The following is a 24,950-nucleotide window of genomic DNA, read 5'->3' as shown; positions in this document are numbered from 1 at the left end:
CGCTGTTGGGCGCGCCTACCCCCCCCCCCCCCAACGCTCACGACCCTGGCCTCACAACCCCATGATGCCCGGCAGTTCGCCGATCTCCCCGAGAACAGCCGCGGCCTGCGCGAGGACGGCCGGGTCCGGCGGGAAGTGGGGATTTGGCACCGCGTACACGGTCATCCCCGCCGCCAGCGCCGCCTTGAGCCCATTGGTCGTGTCTTCGACGGCCGCGCATCGCGAAGCGTCGACGCCCAGCAGCCGCGTCGCCTCCAGGTAGACATCGGGCGCCGGCTTTCCCTTGGCGACTTTCTCGCTCGAGAGCGCCACTTTCACCAGGTCTTCCAGTCCGGTCGCGACCAGGAACGACGTGATCAGCACCTGCGGCGACGAACTCGCGATCGCCACCGGATAGGCCGCGCCCACCGCCCTGACCGCCTCGGGTCCGCCCGCGATCACCGGCGGGCCTGCCGCGTATCGCGCGACCATCCGCTCGATGACCTCTTCGGCGATCCGCTCCGGGGGCAGCGAAACGCCCAGGCCCGCGAGGTACTCCGCCCACTCGGGCGTGCTCATCCCCTGCTGCGCGCGAGTCGCCTCATCCGTCCAGGTCCCGCCGTGCCCGGCGACGTACGCGCGGCGCACCTCGTCCCAGATCTGCTCGGAGTCGACCAGCACGCCGTCGAGGTCGAAGACCACTGCATCCATAGGCGCACGGTACCGGGTGACCCGAATTACTTAGCCATGCTTACTAATATTAGTTAGCATGGCTAAGTAAGAAGGGAGAGCACGTTGAGTACACCTGGTCACTCGAATCTGCTGGACGCCATCAAAGGTCAGCCCCGGCAAGTCTGGATCACCGCGTTCGCCGCCGTGATCGCGTTCATGGGGATCGGGCTGGTCGATCCGATCCTGCTGTCGATAGCGAAGGGCCTGCATGCCACGCCCTCGCAGGTGACGCTCCTGTTCTCCTCCTACCTGGGCATCCAGGCCGTCGCGATGCTGGTCACCGGCGCGGCGAGCGCGCGGTTCGGCGCCAAGCGGACCGTGCTCGTCGGGTTGACGCTGGTCGTGGCCGCGACGGCACTGTGCGCGGCGGCGGGCTCGATCGAGCAGCTGGTCGGGTTGCGGGCGGTCTGGGGCCTCGGCAACGCGTTCTTCATCGCGACCGCGCTGTCGGTGATCGTCGGCGCGGCGACCGGCGGGCAAGCGGGCGCGATCCTGCTTTACGAGGCGGCGCTCGGCGTGGGTCTCGCGGTCGGGCCGCTGCTGGGCGCGCTGCTCGGCAGCATCTCGTGGCGCGGGCCGTTCCTCGGCACCGCGATCCTGATGGCGGGCGCGCTCGTGCTGTGCGCCGTGTTCCTGACCAGCGACGCCCGCGAAAAGCGGCAGCCGGTCAAGCTGCTCGACCCGTTCCGCGCGCTCGGCCACCCTGGGCTGCTGCGTACCGCGCTCGGGTCCGCGCTGTACACGGCGGCCTTCTTCGCCGTGCTGGCCTGGTCGCCGTTCGTGCTCGGGTTCAGCGCGGTCGCGGTCGGACTGATCTTCTGCGGCTGGGGACTCTGCGTCGCCTTCGCCAGTGTGGCGCTCGCGCCGAAGCTGGCCGTCAGGCTCGGCGAGCGGCACGCGACCACGGTCGCCGTGTTCGGGTACGCGGTGTTGCTGCTGGTCATGGCCATTCCGAGCAAGCCGGTGCTGGTCGTCGGCATCATCGTGAGCGGGCTGGTCTCGGGTCTGCTGAACACGCTGTTCACCGGGACCGCGATGTCCATCAGCGACGCGCCGCGTCCGGTGGCGAGCGCGGGCTACAACTTCTGCCGCTGGCTCGGTGGCGCCGTCGCCGCCACGCTTGTGGGACATGTCGCCGAGTGGTTCGGCTCGCCGCATGCCCCGTTCGTGGTATCGGCCGTACTCTGCGTGATCGCCGGTGCGCTCCTCGCGGTCAAGGAGCGGGTGGCTGACCAGCACGTTCTTCCTCAGGAAGCGATCTTGGTCGGGGAAGAGTTCTGACGAACCAGGTGTGCACTGTGTGATGTACCGCCATTCGTGGTTGTACATCCACCGTTCACCCAAATGTCGGGGTTGCCACGTTTGGGACGCTTAACGTCGCTTTGTTCCCCGACTGAGTGACCCTGGAGGTCTTGTGTCCTTCGAGCCTGGGCGGCCGTTGCCCTTGTTCACGTCCCACCACCCGGGTGGTCGATCGCCGATCACCTGCGAGTACCGCTGTGGCAACGCGTGCGCGCACCCCGAGCCGAACACCTCGGACAACGAGTACTTCGGCGACGTCATCAAGGCGGCGATCTCGCGCCGCGGCGCGTTCAAGGCAGGCGCGGTCGTGGCCGCCGCGGCAGGCGGGTTGACCGCGCTGACGGGTACGGCGGCTGCCGCGTCCACTTCGGACACCGAAGCCGCGGTCAAGCGTCCGGAGCGGCCGATCCCCGGCACCGACTACGACCCGGTCGCGCCGAACAAGCTCGACGCGGTCACCATTCCGCCCGGCTACGCGCAGCAGGTGGTCATCCGCTGGGGCGACCCTGTCGTCGCGGGCGCGCCGAAGTTCGACTTCCGCAACCAGACCGCGGCGGCGCAAGAGAAGCAGTGGGGCTACAACAACGACTTCACCGCGCTAATCCCGCAAGACGCGCTGGGCATCCGCAATCTGCTGGTGTGCAACCACGAATACACCACTGAGCTGCACATGTTTCCCGCCGATCAGTACGACCCGAAGAACCCGACAGAAGAACAGGTCAAGATCGCCTGGGCGGCACACGGCCTCTCGGTCGTGCAGGCCGTGCGCGACCCACTGCACGGTGGCCTGAAAGTGGTTCCGAGCAAGTACAACCGGCGCATCACGCTCAACACCGTCTTCGAGGTGCGTGGCCCGGCCGCCGGTTCGAAGTACCTGAAGACCTCCGTCGACCCGGAGGGCCGCTGGGTGCACGGCACGCAGAACAACTGCTCCGGCGGCGTGACCCCTTGGGGCACTGTGCTTTCCGGCGAGGAGAACATCCACCAGTACTTCGCCAACTCGGCGATGGTCACCGATCCGGTCACCTCGGCGCGGCTCAAGCGCTACGCCATCGGTGCCGGTGAGAGCACGCGCAAGTGGGAGCGTTTCGACAAGCGCTGGGACGTTTCCAAGGAGCCCAACGAGTCGAACCGGTTCGGCTGGATCGTGGAGATCGACCCGAACGACCCGAACTCGACGCCGATCAAGCACACCGCGCTCGGCAGGCTGAAGCACGAGGGCGCGAACATCAAGATCACCGAAGACGGCCGAGTGGCCGCCTACACCGGTGACGACGAGCGTTTCGAGTACCTCTACAAGTACGTGTCCAAGGGAAAGTTCAAGAAGGGCAGCGGCGCGCACATCCGCCGCCACAACTCCGCGCTGCTCGATGACGGGACGTTGTACGTCGCCAAGTTCACCGGCGACAGCCCGGCCGCCGAGATCGGCACCGGAAAACTGCCGTCCGACGGCGAATTCGACGGTGTCGGCGAATGGATCCCGCTCGCCGCGGGCAACAAGTCCTTTGTGGACGGTATGACCGCGGAAGAGGTCTACGTCTTCACCAGGCAGGCTGCCGACAAGGTCGGCGCCACGAAGATGGACCGCCCGGAGGACGTGGAGCCGAACCCGGTCAACGGCCGGATCTACGCGGCATTGACCAACAACAGTGACCGAGGTGCGGCCGGCAAGCCCGGCGTCGAGGAAGTGGCTCCGCGCAAGGCCAACAAGAACGGTCAAGTGCTGGAGCTCGAAGAGGACTGTGGCGATGGCGCGGCGACGCGCTTCACTTGGCGGCTGTTCCTGGTCTGTGGTGATCCGAAGGAGGCCGACACCTACTACGGCGGCTATCCCAAGGACAAGGTCAGCCCGATCTCCTGTCCCGACAACGTTACTTTCGACTCACGCGGCAATCTGTGGGTCTCCACGGACGGAAACGCCACAGGCAACAACGACGGTCTGTTCTCCGTTCCGGTCGCAGGCCCGGAACGTGGCTTCGTCAAACAGTTCCTGACCGTTCCGGCAGGCGCGGAGACCTGTGGTCCCGTTGTCAGGGACAACCTTGTGCTGGTGGCGGTGCAGCATCCTGGTGAAGACGCCCCGAGTTCGGCCGACCCGCAGTCGCACTGGCCGGATGGCGGCACTTCGCAGCCGCGTGCTTCGATCGTCGCGGTGTGGAAGAAGGGGCATTTCGGTCTCGTCGGACGCATCGGCGAACGGTAGTCCCACAAGCTCGACCCAGGCGCCGCCGAGGAAGTTTCCTCGGCGGCGTTTGCTTTACCCGGGTGAGCGTCCCCTGGGCGAGTGAGCACCCCTCCGTTCCGTCACGCTCTGCCGGAACGAACCGCGACTCCTGAGCGCCTGTGAATCCGGTGGGCGACACCGTTACTTTCCGCGTCCCCTGAACGGGCTACCCAGTTCGGGTAAGAACGCAAGATGATTCCTGTTTGCGCAGCCGCGAATGGCCGACACTCCGAGCGCTCCCCGCACGATTGAGCGATTTGATCTTCGGGTGTCGAATCGACCACCGCTGTGCTACCGGCGCACTCCGTTCAGCGATTTCGCGTACCGAGAATGGGGAATAGCTTTCATTGTGGTTTCCACCTGTTTTTCTAGAGCTTGGAGTTGTCAGGTGAAAAGAGCACTCGCCGCCTTATCGGCCGGGGCGCTTGTCTTCGGCTCGGCCATGGCCGGTGCCACGGCGGCCGTCGCGGCGCCACCCGTCATCCCGGCAGGGTGCGCCGGCGTCGGCAACATCGCGCCGAACCCGAGTGTGGAACAGGTCGTCGGCGGAGCGAAGACCGCGCCGACGGGCTACACGTTCACCGGCGCGGCCCCCGTTCCGAACGGCACGCCGAGCAACAAGATTCCCAAGCTCTACACCGATGGCACCTATCCGTCCGACGGCGCGACCTACGCGCTGATCCAGACGCCGGACAAGATGGTCAGCACCGCGTACCAGGCGCAGAAATTCGTGCCCGGCGGTATCTACACCCTCACCGACTTCACCGGAACGCACGCGGAAAACCTCTCGCGCGCCGGTGACAACCAGTTCACCGGTCTGCGTTTTTACGACGCGGCCAACAAGGTCGTACTGGAAAACAAGCTGAAAGTCACGCACGACGTCAACACCGACAAGAAGGTCGCACGCCAGGATTTCCCGGCGTCGACCGCGCCCGCCGCGGCGACCTCGGTCCGGTTCTTCGCCGAAACGAACTACAACTGGGTCAAATGGGACTGCGTTTATCTGCAGCTCGCCGCCTACTCGGTGAAGAAGGAAGTACAGGACCCGGCCACCGGCGCCTGGGGACCGAAAGCCACGATCACCGCGGGGCAGACCGCCAAGTACCGCATCACGGTGACCAATGAGGGCAGCGTCCAGCTGAAGAACCTCAAGGTCGACGACCCGTGGTGCGCGACGCAACCTGCGCCGATCGCGACGCTGGACGGTGGCAAGAACCAGGTCATCACCTGTGATCACCCGAACGTCACCATCGACGACGACGGCCACGTCAACACGGTCACCGTCTCCGGCGTGACCTCGGCGAACGGTGACAAGCTCGGCGACAAGACGGCCACCGCGACCATCATCGTCAAGACGCCGCCCGCCATCGACAAGGTCGGCGACTTCGTCTGGGTCGACACCAACCGCAACGGCCTGCAGGACTCCGGCGAAGCGGGCGTGCCCGGCGTCAAGGTCACGCTGAAGGACGGGGCAGGCAAGGACGTCGGCACCCCCAAGACCACCGACGCGCAGGGCAAGTATCTATTCGACAAGCTGCCAGACGGCGACTACACCGTCTGCTTCGACGTGGCGAACCTCCCGAAGGCGGTCGCCGAGTACAAGCCGACGAAGAAGGACGCGGGCGATGACACGAAGGACTCCGACGCCGGTGCTGACGGCTGCACGGCGAAGACCACGCTCAACGCCGACAAGCGCGAGGACATGACGCTCGACCTCGGGCTCACCCCGCCCGTCAACCGGCTCGGCGACTTCGTCTGGGCCGACACCAACAAGAACGGCCTCCAGGACTCCGGCGAGCCCGGCGTCCAGGGGATCAAGGTGACGCTCAAAGGAGCCGCCACCGCCACGACCACCACGGGCGCGGACGGCAAGTACCTCTTCGACAATCTGAACGACGGCACCTACAACGTCTGCTTCGACCTGGCCAACCTCCCCGCGCAGTACGCGGGCTATTTGGTGACCAAAAAGGACAGTGGCGACGACGCCAAGGACTCCGACGCCGGTGCTGACGGCTGCACCGCGAGCACCACGCTCGGCGCGGCCAAGCGCGAGGACCTGACGCTCGACGGCGGCATCATCACTCCACCCGACAAGATCGGCGACTTCGTCTGGGTCGACACCAACCGCAATGGCCTGCAGGACTCCGGCGAACCTGGCGTGCCCGGCGTCAAGGTGACCCTGCAGGACGGTGGCGGCACGCTGGTCACCACCACGACCACCGGGCCGGACGGCAAGTACCTCTTCCCCGAGCTGAACGACGGCACCTACAAGGTCTGCTTCGACGTCGCGCACCTGCCCGCCGACTTCGCGGGCCACCAAGTGACCAAAAAGGACGGTGGCGACGACGCGAAGGACTCCGACGCGGACGCCGCCACCGGCTGCACGCCGACCACCACCGTCGGCGCGGGCAAGCGCGAAGACCTCACGCTGGACCTCGGCGTCGTGCCGCCGCTGAACCGGCTCGGCGACTTCGTCTGGGCCGACACGAACAAGAACGGCCTGCAGGACGCCGGCGAGCCCGGCGTGCCCGGCGTCAAGGTCACCCTCAAGGGCACCGACTTCACCACGACCACCGGGCCCGATGGCAAGTACCTCTTCACGGATCTGCCGGACGGCGCCTACACCGTCTGCTTCGAAACCACGAACCTTCCCGCGCCGTATACGGGTCACCAGCTGACCAAGGTCAACGCCGGAGATGTCGCGTCCGACTCGGACGCCGACCCCGCGACCGGCTGTGCCAAGCCGGCCACCTTGGGCGCCGCCAAGCGCGAAGACCTCACACTGGACGCGGGCATCGCCTCCCCGCCGAACAAGCTCGGCGACTTCGTCTGGATCGACACGAACAAGAACGGCCTGCAGGACGCTGGCGAACTCGGCGTCCAGGGCGTCAAGGTGACGCTGCAGGGCACTGATGTCAGCACGACCACGGGCGCTGACGGCAAGTACCTCTTCGACAATCTCAACGACGGCACCTACACGGTCTGTTTCGACATCGCGAAGCTGCCTGCCGCGGTGGCCGGCTACCAGATCACCAAGAAGAACGCGAGTGACGTCGCGAAGGACTCCGACGCCGACCCGGCCTCCGGCTGCACCGGCGTCACCACGCTCGGCGTGGCCAAGCGTGAAGACCTCACGCTGGACGCCGGTCTCATCGCGCCGGTCAACCGCCTCGGCGACTTCGTGTGGATCGACGCGAACAAGAACGGTCTGCAGGATTCCGGCGAGGCTCCGGTGCCCGGCGTGACGGTGACGCTGAAGGGCGCCGGGAAGACCGCGACCACCGACAAGGACGGCAAGTACCTCTTCGACAACCTGGACGACGGCACCTACACGGTCTGTTTCGACATCGCGAAGCTGCCTGCCGCGGTGACCGGCTACCAGGTGACCAAAAAGGACAGTGGCGACGACGCCAAGGACTCGGACGCGGGCGCCGACGGCTGCGCTCCGCCGCTTGTCCTCGGCGCCGACAAGCACGAGGACCTGACCCTGGACCTCGGTCTCGTCTCGCCGCCGAACAAGCTCGGCGACTACGTGTGGGCCGACACCGACAGGAACGGCCTGCAGGACTCCGGCGAACCGGCGGTGCCGGGTGTGAAGGTGACCCTCAAGGGCACCGACCTGACCACGACCACCGGTCCCGACGGTAAGTACCTCTTCGACAACCTGAGTGACGGCAAGTACACGGTCTGCTTCGACGTCAAGGCGCTGCCGCAGGCGGTCGCGGGCTACCAGGTGACCAAGCCGAACGCGGGTGACGCGACCAAGGACTCGGACGCCGACGCCGCGACCGGCTGCACTCCGGAGGTCACGCTCGGCCAGGACAAGCGCGAGGACCTCACGGTCGATGCCGGTCTCATCCAGCCGGTCAACCGCCTTGGTGACTTCGTCTGGATCGACACCGACAAGAACGGGCTGCAGGACGCCGGCGAGCCGGGCGTCGAGGGCGTGAAGGTGACCCTGCAGGGCACCGACGTCACGACGACCACGGACAAGGACGGCAAGTACCTCCTCGACAACCTCAAAGACGGCACGTACACGGTCTGCTTCGAGGTCAAGGACCACACGCTGACCAAGCTCGGCGGCGGCGACGTCGCGAAGGACTCGGACGCGGACCCGGCCACCGGGTGCGCCAAGCCGACGACACTCGGCGCGGCCAAGCGTGAGGACCTGACGCTCGACGCCGGTCTCGTCGCGCCGGTCAACAAGCTGGGCGACTACGTCTGGGTCGACGCGAACCGCGATGGCCTGCAGAGCCCCGGCGAGGCGCCGGTGCAGGGCGTGAAGGTGACGCTGCAGGGCACCGACAAGTCGACGGTGACCGACGCGCAGGGCAAGTACGGATTCGGCGATCTGCCGGACGGCACCTACACGGTCTGCTTCGACCTGAAGGGCCTGCCCGGTCAATACGCCGACTACCAGGTCACCAAGCCTGGCGCGGACTCCGATGCCGACATGTCGACAGGTTGTGCCAAGCCGGTCAAGCTCGGCGCCGGCAACCGCGAGGACCTGACGCTCGACATGGGCATCGTCGCGCCGGTCAACCGGCTCGGCGACTACGTCTGGGTAGACACCAACGCCAACGGCATCCAGGACCCGAGCGAGAAGGGCGCACCTGGCGTCAAGGTCACGCTCAAGGACACCGACAAGTCCGTGACCACGGACAAGGACGGCAAGTACGTGTTCGGCGACCTGCCGGACGGCAGCTACCAGGTGTGCTTCGAGGTGGCAGGCGAGTTCAAGGGCTACACCTTCACCAAACCGAACGCGGCGAGCCACAACGGCACCGACTCCGCGGCGGACCCGGCGAGCAAATGCGCGCCGGTGACGAAGCTCGGCCCTGGCAAGCGTGAAGACCTCACACTCGACGCCGGGCTCGTCGAACCGAAGGTGACTCCGGTCAACAAGGTCGGCGATTTCGTCTGGTATGACACCAACAAGAACGGCATCCAGGATCAAGGCGAGCCCGGCGTCGAAGACGTCAAGGTGATCTTGAAGGAGGTCGGCGGCGAGGTCGTCTCGTCGACGACGACCAACCCGCAGGGCAAGTACCTGTTCGACAACCTGAAGGACGGCGAGTACCAGGTCTGCTTCGACCTGACGAGCCTGCCCGCCGAGTACCAGGGCTACGCGCCGACCAAGGCCGACGCGGCCAGGCACAACGGCAAGGACTCCGCGATGGACCCGGCGAGCAAATGCACGCCGGTGACGAAACTGGGCGTTGCCAAGCGTGAAGACCTCACGCTCGACGCGGGCCTGATCGGTGGCCACTCCGAGCCGGGCACCACGCCGGGCAAGAACCTGGCCAAGACCGGTGCTCCGATCGGCTTCATGGCCGGTATCGGCGCGCTACTGCTGGCGGGCGGCCTCGTGCTGACCGTCGGTATCCGGCGCCGCACTCGCGGCTGACGGCGACGAAGCGGGCTTTCCTCCACACTTGGCATGTGGAGGAAAGCCCGCTTTCTTTTGATGTCATCGAGACCCCGCTCGGCGTGGTCGGCTTCTCGTGCCGCCTCGGTGGCGGGAAGGCACAGGTGGACCTGCGCGTCGGGCCGATCAAGCCGGACCTTCCCGCGCACTTCCCGCCGGTGACGCTGTGGGCCGCGGTATGGCAGGTCGTCGCGCGGGAACCGGTACCCGAGGTGACGCTGACGGCCGCGTTGACCGGCATTCCCGACGACGCCGTCGGTGACTACGACACCGGCGAACGACTGGCCGCGTTCACCTTCGAGACCGCCGACGTCGCCGTCACGCTCGGTGGTCCGGACTTCGAAAGCGTGCGCGAGGACGCGGAGTCGGGCGAACACATGCCGGGCCGGTGGGTGGACGAGCTCGACGAGTTCACGGTCGAAATGGCAGAGCCCGCACGGCTGATCTGGCGTCTACCTGGGCTTGAGCCGGGCGAATCCGTCCGGCTCGCCGTCGCGGTGGCCTGGGCCGAGCCCTCCGAGGAGTACCTCACGACGTACAGCGCGGTCTCCGTTTCGACCGATTACGCGGTGCGGCAACTGGCCCACTAGCGGGCCGTCCTCATGGGTGAACGACAATGCGTGACCATGCACTCGAGCGCGACGGTCGTGCCGATCGAGGAGGACACCCCACCGGACTATCGGTGGTGGGCCGCGGTCGGCACTGTTCTGGTGCTCGTGCTGTTCGCGATCTTCGCGTGGCGCCAGCGCTGGATGAGCGACGACGGACTCATCGTCCTGCGCACGGTCCGTCAGCTCTGGGAGGGCAACGGGCCGGTCTTCAACGCGGGCGAGCGGGTCGAGGCGAACACCAGTCCACTGTGGACGGCCGTGCTCGCGGTGGTGGGCCTGCTGCCCTTTCGGCTGGAGTGGATCTCGGTCGTCACCGGCCTCGTTTTCGCGCTGGCCGGGCTTTTCCTGGCCATGGATGGCGCACGCAGGCTTTACCGTCCGGCCGGGTTCACGCTGATGGCCCCCGCCGGCGCGCTGATCGTGCTGGCGCTGCCGCCGTTCCACGATTTCGCGACGTCAGGGCTGGAAACCGGCCTCATCTCGCTGTGGCTGGGCGGCTGCTGGTGGCTGCTCGTGCGCGCGGGCTACGACCGGGACAACCTGCTCCGGGTGTGGCCCGCCGCGCTGATCGTCGGGCTCGGTCCGCTGGTCCGCCCCGACCTGGCGTTGTTCAGCGCGGCGGCGTTCGGCGCGCTGCTGGTGCTGTGCTGGCGCGGGTGGAAGACGACGGGCGGCTGGCTGCTGGCCGCGGGCGCGTTGCCGGTCGTCTACCAGGTCTTCCGGATGGGCTACTACGGTCTCGTGACGCCGAATACGGCCGTCGCCAAGGAGGCTTCGGCCGCGCAGTGGGACCGTGGCTGGACGTACTTTCTCGACCTGACCAGCCCATACGCGCTCTGGGTTCCGGTGCTGCTGGTCACGCTGACTCTCGGCCTGTTCGGCAGGGTCGCGAAGCCGGGCCGCCGATTCGCGGTGCTCGTCTCCGTGCCGGTGCTCGCCGCAGCCGGACTCGCCCTGTACGTCACGCGGGTCGGCGGCGACTTCATGCACGGCCGGATGCTGCTGCCCGCGTTGTTCTGCCTGCTCTTGCCGGTGATGGTGTTCCCGGTGACGCGCTGGACGGTGTCGCCCTTGATCGGCGTGCTCGCCTGGGCGGTCGTCGCCGGTACCTCGCTGCGCGTGCCGTACTTCAATCACCCGGCCGCGACCGCGATCACCGACGAGCGTGGCTACTGGACCTGGGCCACCGGCGTCGACCATCCCGTGCTCGCCGAGGACTATGCGGCTTACCCTGGCATGCCCGCGCAGCTCCAGGCGTTCCGGGAAGCGCGCGGGCCCGAAGTGCTGGTGCGGACCGGGTCGGGCTGGCGTGGCTACCCGACGTTCCGGCCGCACACCACCATCGCGCCGGACTCGATGGGCGCGCTCGGCCTGCTCGTCCCGCTCGACGTGTGGATCCACGACGAGTACGGACTCGCCTCGGTGCTCGGCGCGCATTCCTCGGTGGTCAACTCGGGCCGCAGTGGCCACGAGAAGCGGCTGCCGCCCTCGGTATGGGACCTGGGTGACTCGGCGTCCGGCGGGCTCGACCGCACCGGCCAGGCGAGCGCGTTCAGCCCGTCTCAGATCGAAGCCGCCCGCGACGCGCTGCGGTGCCCACAGCTCGCCGAACTGCTCGAATCGGTCCGCGCGCCGCTGACGTTCGACCGCTTCATGACCAACCTGACCGGCTCGTTCACCCGAGGCGGCATCCGCTTCGACCGGGACCCGGTACAAGCCCGCAAGTGCATATCTACGGTTACGTCATGACTTCGGATCTCCCGCTCGCACTGGTCACCGGCGCCTCCCGAGGCATCGGCGCAGCCGTCGCCCACCAGCTCGAACCAACCCACCGAGTCCTGCTCGGCGGCCGCGACGCCGACGCGCTCGCCACCGTCGCCGGCCAGCTCCCCGGTGCATCCCCCTGGCAGGTCGACCTCACCGACTTCGACGCACTGGCCTCCCGCGCGGCGGAAATCACCTCGCTCGACGTGCTCGTGCACTCGGCAGGCGTCGCCGACCTGGGCACCATCGAGTCAGCGGGCGTCTCCGCCTGGCGCAAGAACTTCGAGGTCAACACCCTCGCGGTCGTCGAACTGACCCGCCTGCTCCTGCCGGCCCTGCGCGCCGCCCGCGGCCACGTGGTCATCATCAACTCGGGCGCAGGCCTCAACGCCCGCGCGGGCTGGGCCCCCTACGCGGCCAGCAAATTCGCGGTCCGAGCCTTCGCCGACGCCCTGCGCGCCGAGGAAGAAACCCTCCGCGTCACCTCGATCTACCCCGGCCGCACCGACACCGAGATGCAGCAGGCCATCGTGGCCGACGAAGGCTTCGACTACGACGCCTCCCGCTACCTGCGCCCGGATTCGGTCGCCACCGCGGTCCTCACCGCCGTCTCCGCCTCACGCGACGCCCACCTGACCGACATCACCCTGCGCCCAGGCCTCGCCTGACCCAGGAAAAAAATCCCAATGCGGCATTCGTCAGTTTTCGAACCCCCAATGTGGCTTTCGTCAGCTCTGAGCTGACAAAAGCCACATTGGGAGGCCAGGACCTGACGAATGCCACATTGGGATTTTTTTAAGCCGACCGGAGCCGAGCCGAAAGCTCCTTGGCGTCCGCCTGGACCTTGGCCCGGTCGACACGGGTCGACTCGCCATCGGCGACGACCTGTTCGCCCGCGACCCAGACGTCCTGGACGTTGCGCGAGCCCGAGGCCCAGACCAAGTTCGAGATCAGCTGCTCGTCCGGCACGTCGAGGCCCGCGAAGAACGCGGGGCCGTCGGTGCCGATGTGCACCATGTCGGCCCAGCGGCCTGCTTCGAGCACGCCGATGTCGTCACGGCCGAGTGTGTTCGCGCCGCCGCGGGTGGCGAGCAGGAAGGAGTCGGCCGCCGTCAGGATGGTCGAGTCCTGGTTGACCAGGCGCTGGAACATCGGCGCCAGCTGCATCTCTTCCCAGAGGTCGAGGTCGTCGTTGGACGCGGGGCCGTCGGTGCCGAGCCCGACGTTGACGCCGGCGTTGCGCAGGTCGATCAGCCGCGAGAAGCCGGAGGCGAGTTTCGCGTTCGAGCCGGGGCAGTGGCCGACGCCGGTGCCGTACTTCGCGAACAGCGCGATGTCCTCGTCGGACAGGTGGATCGCGTGCGCGGCGACGACACGACCGGCGAGCATGCCGACCTTCTCCAGCAGCAGCGGGACCGAGCCGTGCTCCTTGCGGACGTGCTCGTCCTCGTTCGCCGCCTCGGCGACGTGGATCTGCACCAGGGCGCCACGCGAGTTCGCCGACTCCGCGGTGAGCCGCAAGGCCTCTTCGCTCAGCGTGTACGCCGAGTGCGGGCCGTAGGTCAGCTCGACGCGGTCGCCGGCGCCGAAGCGGAGGCCGTCGGCGTCGATCCAGGCGTCGATGCCGGCGAGCTGGGCGCGCCAATCCATGCCGGGGATGTCCATCACCGGCGGGCCGATCAGCACGCGGCTGCCGGTGGTCAACGCGGCGTCGGCGATCTGCTCGCCCTCGAAGTACATCTCGGCGCTGGTGGTGACACCGTGGCGCAGCATCTCGACGGAGCCGAGCAGCATGCCGGTCCTGACGTCGGACGGCACCAGTTTGGCCTCGACCGGCCAGATGATCTCCTGCAGCCAGCGCAGCAACGGCAGGTCGCCGCCCATGCCGCGCAGCAGTGCCATCGGGCTGTGCGCGTGCGTGTTGATCAGGCCGGGCGTGAGGATGCCGCTGAGCTGCACGACTTCGGCGCCGGCCGCGTCGGGTGCGTCCGCCGCGGTGCCGACGTAGGAGATCCGGCCATCGTCGTCGACGTCCACCACCGCATCGCGCAGGAGCGAACAGGACGGGTCGGCGGGCAGGACAACAGGGGCTCGGAATCGACGTGACATGGCCACGAGCTTAGTCAGTCCATGACCCCGTACTGCCAGGCCCAAGCCGCTATCTCCACCCGGTTGCGAGCGTTGATCTTGCCCTGGACAGCGGCCAGGTGCGTCTTCACCGTCGACAGTGACATGAACAACTCGGCGCCGATCTCGGTGTTCGTCAGCCCGCGCGCGGCGGCCTTCACGACGTCGAGTTCGCGCGCGGTCAGCGGCTCGCTCGGCGGCGCGACGTCACGCTTGGCCTGCCCGCCGTCGAAGTGCTTGAGCAGCCGCACGGTGACCTGCGGCGAGACCAGCGCGTCGCCGCGCTCGGCCGCGCGGACGGCTTCGATCAGCAGCGCGGGCCCGGCGTCCTTGAGCAGGAAGCCGCTCGCGCCGTTGCGCAGCGCCTTGTGCACGTACTCGTCCAGGTCGAAGGTGGTCACGACGACCACCTTCAGCGGGTCGGCGACCTCCGGCCCGGCCAGCTGCCTGGTCACCTCGAGCCCGTCGAGCCCCGGCATGCGGATGTCGAGCAGGCACACGTCCGGCCGCAGCTCGCGGGCCTTGGCCACGGCGGAGATCCCGTCCGGCACGTCGGCGACGACCTCGATGTCGTCCTGCGCGGACAGAATCATGCGGAACCCCATCCGCACCATTTCCTGATCGTCCGCGATCAGCACCCGGATGGTCACTCTTCTCCTTCAAGCGGTAGCCACACTTCAACGCTCCAGCCGCCGAGCGGCCCCGGTCCGGCGACGAGTTCGCCGTGCAGCAGCTCGACGCGCTCGCGCATGCCGATCAAACCGTAGCCCCCGGAACCACCGGCGGGCCGCTGGTTGGTGCCGTGTCCGTCGTCGGTGATCCGCAGATACAGCTTGCCGTTGTTGATCTCGGCCACCACGGTCGCCAGCTCGGCGCCGGTGGCGTGCTTGCCGATGTTCGTCAGCGACTCCTGCACCAGCCGCAGCGCCGAGCGCCCGACCTCATGCGGAAGCTGCCGGTCGATGCGCAGGTCCAGCCGCGTCGGCACGCCGTGGTTGGACGACTCGACGAGGTTTCGCAGGTCGGCGGCGAGATCGGTGGTGGCCTGCTCGGTGTAGTCGGTGCTGCCGGCAGGCGCGTCGCCACGCATGCTTCGCACGAGACGCCGCATGGCCGCGAGCGCTTCGGTGCCCGCGTTCTCGATGCGGTCCAGCGCTTCCAGCGCGACCTGCGGGCTCTGCTCACCGACCATCTTGGCCGCCTGCGCCTGCACGACGATCCCGGTCACGTGGTGCGCGACGACATCGTGCAGCTCACGGGCCAGCGCCATCCGCTCCGAGGTCTGCGCGTCGGTGACCGCGGACTTGACCACCTGCTTGCGCTCGGAGTCCCGCGATTTCAGGAACAACCCGATGGCCACGGCGATACCGAGCGTCAGCACCGCGACGACCACGTACGGCTGCAGCCGCTCCGGGTCGAGCATCCGCCGCCAGCTCCTGCCCCATGGATCGGCGTTGATGATCACCGCGCCCGCCACGACCGTGCTCAGCAGCCCGATGCAGAGCCACGCACTGCGCTGCTGGGCGTAGCGGATCAGGAAGACCACCGCGATCAACCCGGCGGCGACCTGGGTGATCGGTATCCCCGATTGGATCGGGTAGCCGGTGCCGAGCCGGAGGAACGGGGTCGCGACCGCTGAGACGGCCATGACCATGGCCAGTGCGACCGACGCGCGGACCGGATACCGCGTCGAGTAGAGCGCGGCCAGTGCCGCCCCGATCGAGCACACGATGATCGGCAGCGTGCGCAGCCCGCCACCTTCGAACCCGGCCGCGAGCTCGAAGAACAGCATCAGCGACAGGATGCCGATGATCGGCCAATGCTCGCGGGCGAGCGTCGAGACCGAATCCGGGTCGCGGGGCTTCACAACCGTGGTGGGCTGCTGCTCGGTCCGGCCCTGGAAGCCGATGGCCACGGACAGCCCGAGCAGCAGCGCGCCGAACACGGCCGATTCCATGAGCTGACCCGGCGTCAGGTTGCTGCCGCGTCCGATGACGGCGATCAGGCAGGCGACCACCAGCGAGCTCACCATCGCGAAGGCCTGGCCCGGCTTGAGGCGGCGCACCGAATAGAACACCAGCTCGCAGCCCGCGACGGTTTCCGCGAACGAGATGTGAGTCAGCAGCGTGGTGTAGAGCGGCGCGTGGTTGTACCGGATGAGCACGGACGAGATCACCAGCACCGCGGCGCCCGCGAACGCGGCGGGCCCAGGCCGCAGCCGCGCCCACAGCGCGCACGCGGTCAGCCCCAGAATGCCCGGCACCGCCCAGAGGTCGATACCCGGTGGCCCGAGGTCGTCGAACGCCGCGGGCACGATGATCGCGAGGTCGGTCAGCAGGGCGGCCAGCAGGACCACTCCGGGCAGCCCGAGCCACCGTACGGCGTCGATCACACGTACGGTCAGGTCTTTTTCAGCCGGCACGATGTGAAGGTAGTTGATTACGCCATTCGCGCACCTTGGCCGGACGGCTCGTTCTGACTCGGCCGATCGGCCGATATCGGGCGGCCGAGGCCTGGCCGTCTGCCCGAAGTGGACAGGTGCCGATCTCCGCGAGGCTTTCGCCAGTCAGTTTCCACACCAAGCGAGGAGAACGTGGTGGAGCCACAAAGTCCTTTTCGGACGGACAGTGCGCCGGTGCTTTCCGGACGTGGGCTGGTGAAGCGGTACGGCGACCAGCACGCGCTCGCCGGTATCGACATCGACATCGCACCTGGTGACGCGGTCGCCATCGTCGGCCCGTCCGGTTCAGGCAAGACTTCACTGCTGCACGTGCTCGCGGGCATCATCAAGGCCGACGCCGGCGAGATCTACCTTGCCGGGCAACGGATCGACCAGCTCGGCGAGAAGAAGCGCAGCGAATTGCGGCGCAGTGAGTTCGGCTTCGTCTTCCAGTCGGGCATGCTCGTTTCCGAGCTGACGGCCGAAGAGAACGTCGCCCTGCCGAGGCTGCTGGGTGGAACCTCGCGCAAGGAAGCCATTTCCGGTGCCAGGGAATGGCTCACCCGATTGGGTTTACAGGGCAAGGAAGGCCGCAGGCCCGGTGAGCTTTCCGGCGGCGAGGCGCAGCGCGTCGCCATCGCTCGCGCGCTGACGCACCGGCCGAAGGTGATCTTCGCCGACGAGCCGACCGGCGCGCTCGACACCCGCACCGGCCGCGCCACCATGGACGCGCTGCTGGTCGCCGCCGCCGACTCCGGCGCCGCGGTCATAGTCGTCACGCATGACCGCGAGATCGCCGAGTCGATGCCGCGCACCGTCGCCATCAGGGACGGCCTGATCGCCACGAGGGTCCCGGCATGAACTCGTTCCAACTCGCGATGCGCGTGCTGCGCGTCGACCGCCGTACCAGGACGTCCGCGATACTGACCGCGGTCGGCGTCGCCATCGCGACCGCGCTGGTGCTGCTGCTGGTGGCCCTCCCTTTCGCGACGAAGGCCCGCGACAGCCGTGCGGTCTGGATGGAGAAGGACTACGGCTCGGCGAGCGGGAGCACGGGACACCTGCTGTTCGCGAAGAGCACCGACTACGTCAACGGCAAGAAGTTCGTGCGTGTGGACGTGGCACTCAAAGACGGCTGGACCACTGTCGACCTTCCGCCAGGTGTGCCCAAGTTCCCCGCGCCAGGCGAGACGCTGGTTTCGCCGGGGCTGGGCAGGCTGATCCACGACCTCCCGCTGTCCCAGCTGGGTGACCGCTTCGGCCCGCAGCTGGCAGGCGCGCTCGGCGACGAGGCGCTGCGCTTCCCGGAACAGCTCGTCGCGCTGGTCGGGCACACCCCGGAGACCATGCCGAAATCGGTGACGGCGGTGGCGGGCTTCAAGCACGGCACGGCGTCGGCCGACCCGATGCTGACCTTGCTCGCAGGCGTCGGCGTGATCGTGCTGATGGTGCCGAGCCTGGTGCTGGTCGGTTCGTCGACCAGGCTGACCGCCGCCAGGCGTGAGCAGCGGCTCGCGGCCTTCCGGCTGGCGGGCGCCACACCGGGGCAGGTGACCAAGATCGTCGCGGCAGAGATGGCGTTGTCCGCGATCGGCGGCGCGGCACTCGGCCTGCTGCTCAGTCCCGCGTTGCACGGACTGGCCACCTTCGTGCCGTGGGACGGCGGGACCTGGCAGTCCGGCGACTTCAACCTGCCGATCGGGGTGACCGCGGCGCTGATCGCGGGCCTGGTCTCGTTGGTGCTGCTGGCCGCCGTGATCAGCATGCGCAGGGTGCTGTCGACACCGATCGGCGCTGCGGCGTCACACGCACGCAAGCCACTCCACTGGTGGCGCTTGCTCGCGCTGCCCGCGGCGGGTGCCGTCTTCCTGATCGCCATCCTCACCGCGCGGGACGTGGACGGCCCGCAGTTCATCTTCCTCGGCCTGGCCTTGCTGGTCGGCTCCGCGGCATTGGTCGGCCCGTGGGTGACCTCCGGGGTCGGCGGGACGTTCGTGCGGATCTGGCGCAAGCCGTCGGCGCTGCTCGCCGGGCGCAGGCTGCGCGACGATCCGAAGGGCGCGTATCGAGCATCCGCAGGGGTGGTGCTCGCCGTGTTCACCGGATCGATGGCGCTGACGTTGCTGCCGAGCTTCGAGTCGCTGGCGGGCAGCTCCCTGCCGTTCCAGGACTCCGTGCTCTTTGTCGAGGTGGCACCGGAAGAGGCCGCGCAGGTCACCGAAAAGACCAACGCCTCGCTGGAGAAGTACGGCCAGCCCGAGCGCGCCGTCTCGGTGCCGAAGGTCTTCGTGACCACCGCCGACGGCACGAAGCGGTCCGCGCTGGTGCTCGAGTGCTCCCAGATCGAGGCGCTCACCCGGTTCAAGGTGCCTGGCGGCTGCGACGGCTCGCCTGCCTTGTTCAGCACCTATCCGGCCAAGGTCGAGAACGCCAAGGTCTCGGGTGACTCGGAGAAGCAGGGGGTGCCGCTGGTGGGCGCCGCGACGGCCAAGACGATCAACGCGACCGGCCAGCAGATCTTCACGTCGCTGGTCATCGACCCGGCGCTGGTGCCGAAGGACCTGACGTACGGCCAGTACTCAGAGTCCACGGTCGTGGTGCCGGGAACGGGTAACCGCGAGGTCGTCCGCACCGCACTGGCGGGCGCCGCCGGTGGCGCTCAGGTCGACAGCCGCGAGGGCAAGCTCGATCGGCAGCAGACCGAGCTCGACGACCTGCGCCGGGTGACCGTGATCGGCCTGATCGTGGCCGCGATGCTGGCCGGGGCCAGTGCCGCGGTGGCCACCGCCGGTTCGGTCATGGACCGCCGTCGCACCTTCGGCGCGCTCATCGCGGCCGGCACGCCCATCAGCGTCCTGTCGAGGGCACTGCGGATGGAGGCCGCGCTGCCCGCCATGGTCGCGACGATCGGCGCCGGGGTGATCGGCACGCTCGTCGGGGTGGGGTTGTTCAGCTTGGCCAATGAGGGACCGGTGGTGCTGAGCCCGTGGCTCGCCGCACCCATCGTGCTGGGCGTCGGGGTCGCCCTGCTCGCCGCTTCGGTCTGCACGCCCGCGCTCAAGCGGGTTCGCGCGGAACCGCTGGCGGACGAGTAACCGCCGGGTCGCCTTCTCATCGGGGGGAGGGCGACCGGGCCGCGGCGGGCTTTATCCCACCTGGGTAGTGGGATAAAGCCCGCTACTTCTTTTCGAAGATCAGGTCGTGGCACTCGCGCCCTTCGTCGTGGGCACGGTTCTCGAACTTGGTGATCGGGCGCCATTCGGGGCGCGGCGCCCAGCCGCCCGGCTCGTCGGGGTACCGGTTGCGGAGCGCGGGCTCGCCGTTGGCCACTTCGAGCATCTGCTCGGCGTAGTGCTCCCAGTCCGTCGCCATGTGCACGGTGCCGCCCGGTTCGAGCCGGGAAGCCACCAGCGCGAGGAACTCCGGCTGGATCAGCCGACGCTTGTGGTGCTTCTTCTTCGGCCACGGGTCGGGGAAGAAGATCCGCACGCCGGACAGCGAATCCGGGGCGACGTGGTTCGTCAGGAGCACGACGGCGTCGCCGTTGATCAGCCTGAGGTTCTCGACGCCAAGGTTCTCCGCGCGAAGCATCAGCTGGCCGAGACCGGCTTCGTAGACCTCGGCGGCGACGTAGTTGAGTTCCGGAGCGGCGGCCGCGAGCTGAGACGTCGTCTCGCCCATGCCGGACCCGATCTCCAGCAGCACTGGCGCTTGACGGCCGAACCAGGCGTCGAAATCGACGTGGCCCGGTTCCAGGTCACGGACCTTCCGGCCGAGTCGCGGCCAGTGCTGCTCCCATGCGCGCTGCTGCCCGACGGTCATCCGGCCGCCGCGCTGCACATAGCTGACCACGCTGCGCAGGCGTGGCTGCCCTTCGTTCTTCACCCGACCAACCTAACGGCTGGTCAGCGCACCGCTTCGAACTCCCCCAGCCGCGACCGCAGGCCACCCGGCCCGCGAACCGCGATCGGTTCCGGAGTGCTGCCGCTGTGCGCCGGCAATACATCGATCCAACCGTCATGCCGGTCGGTGTTCAGCACGGTGGTGGGCACGGTGTGGCCCGACTTGCCGTTCTCGGACGGCATGAATTCCCAATAACCGGATTCACCGTCCGCGGCCCATGGCACGAATTCCCAGCCGGGCCTGCGCATCAGCAACTGCGCGATGCGGTCTTCGATACGGAACCCGGCTTCGCGGGATTCCAGGCGGCCTTCGGCCACCGCGCGCAACCACCACGGTGCTGGCACCGGGCCGGCACCCAGGCTCGAAGCGCGGAAAAGGGCGATCACATGATCCTCGGGTGCGCGATGCACCCAGGCGCGCCGGATTTCCGACGGCTTCGTCGCGGACGACGCGACGCGGGGAAGTTCGATGGCTTGCGACCACTCGAGGCCGAGCATCGGCTCCAAGCGAGGGGCGGGAACAGCTCTCTCAACACCTTGGCCGGCATCCACCGTCAAAGGTCACCTCCGTAGTGGAATCTGTGACGGGACACTTTGAATAATGCCTGGTAGAACGCGTTCTTTCGCGCCCTGTGACTGATCGCACAGGGTTTTAACGTGGTCTTAATCCATCAGGGTGCGATAGAGGACACAGTGTGTCGAGCTGATCCTTTTCAGACGTCTTTTCGCTTGTTCAAAAACACTCCCGCCGCGAAGATCGCCAGGCAGATCACCGCGAAATAAGCGCCGTAGGCCACTGGATTCATTGGCAAGTCGCCAATACGTAATTGTGAGTTCGCCAGGTCGCCGCCGATGAACTGCTGGGCCGCGAAGAACGGCATCCACTTGTAGATCGCGGGGCCGACGGTCGGAATCAGCATGATCAGGCCTTCGAGCAGCTGGGTCCACACCAGCGCCACCGCGAGCGCGGCGGCCGTGTTGCGCAGCAGCAGGCCCACGCCGACGCCGAGCAGTCCGGTGAGCGCGAAGATCAGGCCTTGGCCCGCGACGGCACGCCAGTCGGCCGCGCTGTGCAGCGCGAGGTCGGCGTCGGGCTTCAGCAGCACGCCGACCACCCAGCAGCCGAAGCCGACCACCAGGCCGACGACCGCGCTCCAGACGGCGATGACGAGGCCTTTGGCGAGCAACGCCGGCGTCCGGCTCGGCACGGCCTGGAAGGTCAGCCGCATGGTGCCCCAGTTGTACTCGCTCGCGGCCGCGATCACCGCGAGCACGAGCATGACCGTGCGCCCGAACGACGCGGTGACCTGCGTGTTCGCCACCGTCGCCTGGATCTCCGGGCCGCCGAGGCCGAAGAACGCGACCGAGAAGCCGAGTGCGGCCACCACCGCGATGCCGGTGCAGACCCAGGGCGCCCTGGTGCTGGTGAGCTTGATGCGTTCCGCGGTCAGCGCGCTCATCGGGTGCCCTCCGTGGCGTGGTACTCGACGGCGTCGCCGGTCAGCTGCAGGAACGCCGTCTCGAGCGAGCCGCGTGCCGGGCTGAGCTCATGCAGGGTCGCGCCCGCGCGGAACGCGAGCTCACCGATCGCCTCACTGTCCATATCGGACACCAGTAGCGCGCCATCCTCCTCGCGGAAGCTCGCGCCCTGCGCGGTCAGTGCCGCACGCAGCTCGGGCAGATGCGGACTGCGCACGCGGACGCCGCTCCCGGCCGCGCGTGCGATGAACTCCTCGGTGGTGCCCTGGTAGATCAGCTTGCCCTTGCCGATCACGACCAGGTCCTGCGCGGTCTGCGCCATCTCCGGCAGCAGATGACTGGAGACGAAGATCGTGCGGCCCTCGGCGGCGAGCGCGTGCATCAGCTGCCGGATCCAGGCGATGCCCTCCGGGTCGAGCCCGTTGACCGGCTCGTCGAACAGCAGCACCCGAGGGTCGCCGAGCAGCGCGCCCGCGATGCCGAGGCGTTGCAGCATGCCGAGCGAGTACTGGCCTGCCCGCTTCTTGGCGACCGAGGTGAGGCCGACCATGGCGAGCACCTCGTCGACCCGCTTGACCGGCAGGTCGTTGGTCGCGGCCAGCCAGCGCAAATGGTCGCGCGCGGTGCGCCCAGGATGCCTGGCGGAGGCGTCCAGCAGGGCGCCGACCGTCCTCAAAGGATGGTGGAGCTCGCGGTACGGCCTGCCGTCGATCTCGACGTGCCCGTCGGTGGGGGCGTCCACCCCCAGGATCATCCGCATGGTGGTGGACTTCCCCGCCCCGTTCGGGCCCAGGAAGCCGGTCACCCGGCCGGGGCTCACCGTGAACGAGAGGTCGTCCACCGCGAGCAGGTCGCCGTAGCGCTTGGTCAGCCTTGCCGCCTCGATCATCGGAACCTCCGCTACTCATACTGCCAGCGGAAAACGGGAAAGGTCCGGGTCGCCCCCCGAACGGCGACCCGGACCTTGTTTTCCCCTACCCCACCCCCGGCGGCACTTCCCCAAGTGCCCGCCGGGGTTTCCCCTGTGGTGTCTTACGCGTCGCGCCGCTTGGCGACGACGATCGAGATGGTCAGCAGCACCAGCGCGAACCCGGCGAAGTACGCCAGCGCCCAGCCCGGGCTCAGCGGCGAGTCCGAGAGCGGCGGGCCCATGTCCCCGCCGCGGCTCCCGTTCGACTCGCCGGTGCCGGTGAGGAACTTGTGCGCCGCGTTGAACGGCAGCCACTCGTGGATCTTGTGACCGACCTTGGGGATTAGCGTGATCAGGTCTTCGACCGCGAGGTTGTAGATCAGCACCAGCGAGATGGCGCCGGCACTGTGGCGGATCAGGATACCGACCGCGAGCGCGATCACCGCGGCGATGGCGTACACCACGCCGATGCCCGCGACGTTGAGCCAGTCGGCCGCGCTGTTCAGCGCGAGGTCGGCTTCAGGCTTGAGCAGCTTGGCCAGCGCCCACGAGCCGAACCCGGCGATTTCACCGATGACGAAGGCGAGCCCGCCGACGACCCCGGCCTTGGCGGCCAGCGCCGCACCGCGGTTCGGCACCGCCTGGAAGGTGGTCTTGATGGTGTTGAAGCGGTATTCGGTGGTGACGGCCAGCGCGGCGAGCACCACGATCACGGCCATGCCGAACTTGTAGCCGAATTCGGCGCTGGACACGGTGATGAACTCGCCGGTGTCCGAGGTGCCGGTGATCAGCGCGGAGAAACCGATGGTGACGGCCAGCGCGGCCAGCGCGCACCACCACGGCGATCGCGTGGTGAACAGCTTGATGCGTTCTACTGCGAGCAGAGTCATGAGTTTGTCTTTCCCGTCACGCGACGTTTTCGAGGCCGGTGTGGTACTCGACGGAGTCACCGGTGATCTGCATGAAGGCCTGCTCCAGCGAGCCGGTCTGCGGGCTCAGCTCGTGCAGTACGAGTCCGTTGTTCGCGGCCAGCTCGCCGATCTTCGCACTGTCCAAACCGGACACGATGAGGGCGGATTCTTCGTCCACAATGGACGCACTGGCGCCGATGAGCGCGTGGCGCAGCTGCGGGAGCTGTGGGGAGCGCACCTTGACGGTGTTCTCGGCCGCCCTGGCGACGAACTCCTCGGTCGAGCTCTGCGAGATCAGCTGCCCCTTGCCGATCACGATCAGCTGGGACGCGGTCAGCGCCATTTCCGACAGCAGGTGGCTCGAAACGAAGACCGTGCGGCCTTCCTCTGCCAAGCGGTGCATGAACTTGCGGATCCAGAGGATGCCCTCCGGGTCGAGCCCGTTCACCGGCTCGTCGAACAGCAGCACCTCCGGGTCGCCGAGCAGTGCCGCGGCGATCCCCAGCCGCTGCGACATACCCAGCGAGAACCCACCGGCACGCTTGGTCGCGACCGAGGTCAGGCCGACCGTCTCCAGCACCTCGTCAACGCGGCTGGCCGGGATCTTGTTCGACCTCGCCATCCACATCAGGTGGGCGCGCGCCGAGCGGTTGGGGTGCACCCATTTCGCGTCGAGCAGCGCGCCGACCGAGCGGAGTGGGTGCTTCAGTTCGTGGTAGAGCTTGCCGCCGATGCGGACCTGACCCGAGGTGGGGTTGTCCAGCCCCAGGATCATCCGCATGGTGGTCGACTTCCCGGCGCCGTTGGGGCCGAGGAATCCGGTGACTTCGCCTGCCGGGACGCTGAACGACAGGTTGTTCACTGCCAGCGTCTTGCCGTAGCGCTTGGTGAGGCCCACTGCCTCGATCATGTCTGCTCCTCCGATGCGGCTGAACCGCTTGTAGGCGTTAGTCCCGCGTCGCCCTCGTTTGTCCCCCGACTGAAAACAGTTTGTCGGACCGAGCCATCCCGTCGCGTCATCCTGGAGACCGAACCTCGTACCCGACCTGAGACGTAGCTTGGCCGGGTTCGCGAGCGGGCGCGATCGGGAATGACCCTGAGTCGACCCTGATTCGACCCTGTTGCCGTGATTAATGAACCG

18 protein-coding genes are annotated in these 24,950 nt (G+C 67.9%); 8 read left to right on the top strand and 10 right to left on the bottom strand.

From position 1 onward, the window contains the following. Nucleotides 1-51: 51 nt before the first annotated feature. Nucleotides 52-690 (bottom strand): HAD family hydrolase, encoded by a 639-nt coding sequence (locus ACFV15_RS01630; protein WP_378348183.1) that lies wholly within the window; start codon nucleotides 688-690, stop codon nucleotides 52-54. A gap of 84 nt (nucleotides 691-774) precedes the next feature. Between ACFV15_RS01630 and ACFV15_RS01625 the strand changes: the two genes are divergently transcribed. The 6 genes from ACFV15_RS01625 to ACFV15_RS01600 all read left to right on the top strand — a co-directional run bounded on the left by ACFV15_RS01625 (nucleotide 775) and on the right by ACFV15_RS01600 (nucleotide 12,708). Then, nucleotides 775-1,992, top strand: a complete 1,218-nt coding sequence (locus ACFV15_RS01625) for an MFS transporter (RefSeq protein ID WP_378348182.1) — start codon at nucleotides 775-777, stop codon at nucleotides 1,990-1,992. Nucleotides 1,993-2,125: 133 nt separating this feature from the next. Then, on the top strand, nucleotides 2,126-4,216 hold the full coding sequence (locus ACFV15_RS01620; RefSeq protein WP_378348181.1) for a PhoX family protein: 2,091 nt from the start codon (nucleotides 2,126-2,128) through the stop codon (nucleotides 4,214-4,216). 409 nt (nucleotides 4,217-4,625) lie between these two features. Beyond that, nucleotides 4,626-9,644 carry an SdrD B-like domain-containing protein gene (locus ACFV15_RS01615; protein ID WP_378348180.1) on the top strand — a complete coding sequence of 1,673 codons (5,019 nt, stop codon included), beginning with the start codon at nucleotides 4,626-4,628 and terminating at the stop codon, nucleotides 9,642-9,644. Nucleotides 9,645-9,679: 35 nt separating this feature from the next. Then, nucleotides 9,680-10,255 (top strand): hypothetical protein, encoded by a 576-nt coding sequence (locus tag ACFV15_RS01610; RefSeq protein WP_378348179.1) that lies wholly within the window; start codon nucleotides 9,680-9,682, stop codon nucleotides 10,253-10,255. Between the two features lie 36 nt (nucleotides 10,256-10,291). After that, nucleotides 10,292-12,025, top strand: coding sequence for a hypothetical protein (locus ACFV15_RS01605; RefSeq protein ID WP_378348283.1), 1,734 nt, complete (start codon nucleotides 10,292-10,294; stop codon nucleotides 12,023-12,025). Further along, a complete protein-coding gene (locus ACFV15_RS01600; RefSeq protein ID WP_378348178.1) occupies nucleotides 12,022-12,708 on the top strand; it encodes an SDR family oxidoreductase in 687 nt (228 codons plus the stop codon). The genes ACFV15_RS01605 and ACFV15_RS01600 overlap by 4 nt, the downstream gene beginning before the upstream one ends. 127 nt (nucleotides 12,709-12,835) lie before the next feature. Here the strand turns inward: ACFV15_RS01600 and ACFV15_RS01595 are convergent, their stop codons facing one another. From ACFV15_RS01595 to ACFV15_RS01585, 3 genes are read right to left on the bottom strand one after another with little or no spacing between them, the layout of a single operon-like run. After that, nucleotides 12,836-14,149 (bottom strand): amidohydrolase family protein, encoded by a 1,314-nt coding sequence (locus ACFV15_RS01595; protein WP_378348177.1) that lies wholly within the window; start codon nucleotides 14,147-14,149, stop codon nucleotides 12,836-12,838. Between the two features lie 14 nt (nucleotides 14,150-14,163). Continuing rightward, nucleotides 14,164-14,817, bottom strand: coding sequence for a response regulator (locus ACFV15_RS01590; protein ID WP_378348176.1), 654 nt, complete (start codon nucleotides 14,815-14,817; stop codon nucleotides 14,164-14,166). After that, nucleotides 14,814-16,589, bottom strand: coding sequence for a sensor histidine kinase (locus ACFV15_RS01585; protein ID WP_378348175.1), 1,776 nt, complete (start codon nucleotides 16,587-16,589; stop codon nucleotides 14,814-14,816). Before ACFV15_RS01585 ends, ACFV15_RS01590 begins: the two co-directional genes overlap by 4 nt. 213 nt (nucleotides 16,590-16,802) lie before the next feature. Here ACFV15_RS01585 and ACFV15_RS01580 point away from each other — a divergent pair, with 213 nt between their 5' ends. Continuing rightward, the gene (locus tag ACFV15_RS01580; protein ID WP_378348174.1) at nucleotides 16,803-17,468 is read left to right on the top strand and encodes an ABC transporter ATP-binding protein; all 666 of its coding nucleotides are present in this window, start codon (nucleotides 16,803-16,805) and stop codon (nucleotides 17,466-17,468) included. Continuing rightward, a complete protein-coding gene (locus ACFV15_RS01575; protein ID WP_378348173.1) occupies nucleotides 17,465-19,702 on the top strand; it encodes an FtsX-like permease family protein in 2,238 nt (745 codons plus the stop codon). The genes ACFV15_RS01580 and ACFV15_RS01575 overlap by 4 nt, the downstream gene beginning before the upstream one ends. A gap of 82 nt (nucleotides 19,703-19,784) precedes the next feature. Here ACFV15_RS01575 and trmB read toward each other — a convergent pair whose 3' ends face one another. From trmB to ACFV15_RS01545, 6 genes are all read right to left on the bottom strand, one after another. Further along, nucleotides 19,785-20,492, bottom strand: a complete 708-nt coding sequence (gene trmB / locus ACFV15_RS01570) for a tRNA (guanosine(46)-N7)-methyltransferase TrmB (RefSeq protein ID WP_378348172.1) — start codon at nucleotides 20,490-20,492, stop codon at nucleotides 19,785-19,787. 20 nt (nucleotides 20,493-20,512) lie between these two features. Continuing rightward, nucleotides 20,513-21,007, bottom strand: coding sequence for a hypothetical protein (locus ACFV15_RS01565; protein ID WP_378348171.1), 495 nt, complete (start codon nucleotides 21,005-21,007; stop codon nucleotides 20,513-20,515). A gap of 215 nt (nucleotides 21,008-21,222) precedes the next feature. Beyond that, entirely contained in the window at nucleotides 21,223-21,969 is a 747-nt protein-coding gene (locus ACFV15_RS01560; protein WP_378348170.1) for a hypothetical protein, read from the bottom strand. Further along, complete coding sequence (locus ACFV15_RS01555; protein ID WP_378348169.1) at nucleotides 21,966-22,877, bottom strand: ABC transporter ATP-binding protein; 912 nt, start codon at nucleotides 22,875-22,877, stop codon at nucleotides 21,966-21,968. Before ACFV15_RS01555 ends, ACFV15_RS01560 begins: the two co-directional genes overlap by 4 nt. A 143-nt stretch (nucleotides 22,878-23,020) precedes the next feature. After that, nucleotides 23,021-23,788, bottom strand: coding sequence for an ABC transporter permease (locus ACFV15_RS01550; RefSeq protein ID WP_378348168.1), 768 nt, complete (start codon nucleotides 23,786-23,788; stop codon nucleotides 23,021-23,023). Nucleotides 23,789-23,804: 16 nt separating this feature from the next. After that, nucleotides 23,805-24,719 carry an ABC transporter ATP-binding protein gene (locus tag ACFV15_RS01545; RefSeq protein WP_378348167.1) on the bottom strand — a complete coding sequence of 305 codons (915 nt, stop codon included), beginning with the start codon at nucleotides 24,717-24,719 and terminating at the stop codon, nucleotides 23,805-23,807. Between the last annotated feature and the right edge of the window lie 231 nt (nucleotides 24,720-24,950).

Origin of the sequence: Amycolatopsis sp. NPDC059657 (genome assembly GCF_042734395.1) — a bacterium.
Taxonomy (GTDB): Bacteria; Actinomycetota; Actinomycetes; order Mycobacteriales; family Pseudonocardiaceae; genus Amycolatopsis.
The sequence above is the reverse complement of the archived record's forward strand: the minus strand, read 5'-3'. Positions and strand labels throughout refer to the sequence as shown.

Excerpts from the sequence above, each read along its gene's own strand:
- ACFV15_RS01595 (WP_378348177.1), bottom strand. The coding sequence starts at position 14,149 with ATGTCACGTCGATTCCGAGCCCCTGTTGTCCTGCCCGCCGACCCGTCC.
- ACFV15_RS01560 (WP_378348170.1), bottom strand. The coding sequence starts at position 21,969 with ATGAGCGCGCTGACCGCGGAACGCATCAAGCTCACCAGCACCAGGGCG.
- ACFV15_RS01555 (WP_378348169.1), bottom strand. The coding sequence starts at position 22,877 with ATGATCGAGGCGGCAAGGCTGACCAAGCGCTACGGCGACCTGCTCGCG.
- ACFV15_RS01545 (WP_378348167.1), bottom strand. The coding sequence starts at position 24,719 with ATGATCGAGGCAGTGGGCCTCACCAAGCGCTACGGCAAGACGCTGGCA.
- ACFV15_RS01600 (WP_378348178.1), top strand. The coding sequence starts at position 12,022 with ATGACTTCGGATCTCCCGCTCGCACTGGTCACCGGCGCCTCCCGAGGC.
- ACFV15_RS01575 (WP_378348173.1), top strand. The coding sequence starts at position 17,465 with ATGAACTCGTTCCAACTCGCGATGCGCGTGCTGCGCGTCGACCGCCGT.
- ACFV15_RS01605 (WP_378348283.1), top strand. The coding sequence starts at position 10,292 with ATGCACTCGAGCGCGACGGTCGTGCCGATCGAGGAGGACACCCCACCG.
- ACFV15_RS01630 (WP_378348183.1), bottom strand. The coding sequence starts at position 690 with ATGGATGCAGTGGTCTTCGACCTCGACGGCGTGCTGGTCGACTCCGAG.
- ACFV15_RS01550 (WP_378348168.1), bottom strand. The coding sequence starts at position 23,788 with ATGACTCTGCTCGCAGTAGAACGCATCAAGCTGTTCACCACGCGATCG.
- ACFV15_RS01565 (WP_378348171.1), bottom strand. The coding sequence starts at position 21,007 with ATGCTCGGCCTCGAGTGGTCGCAAGCCATCGAACTTCCCCGCGTCGCG.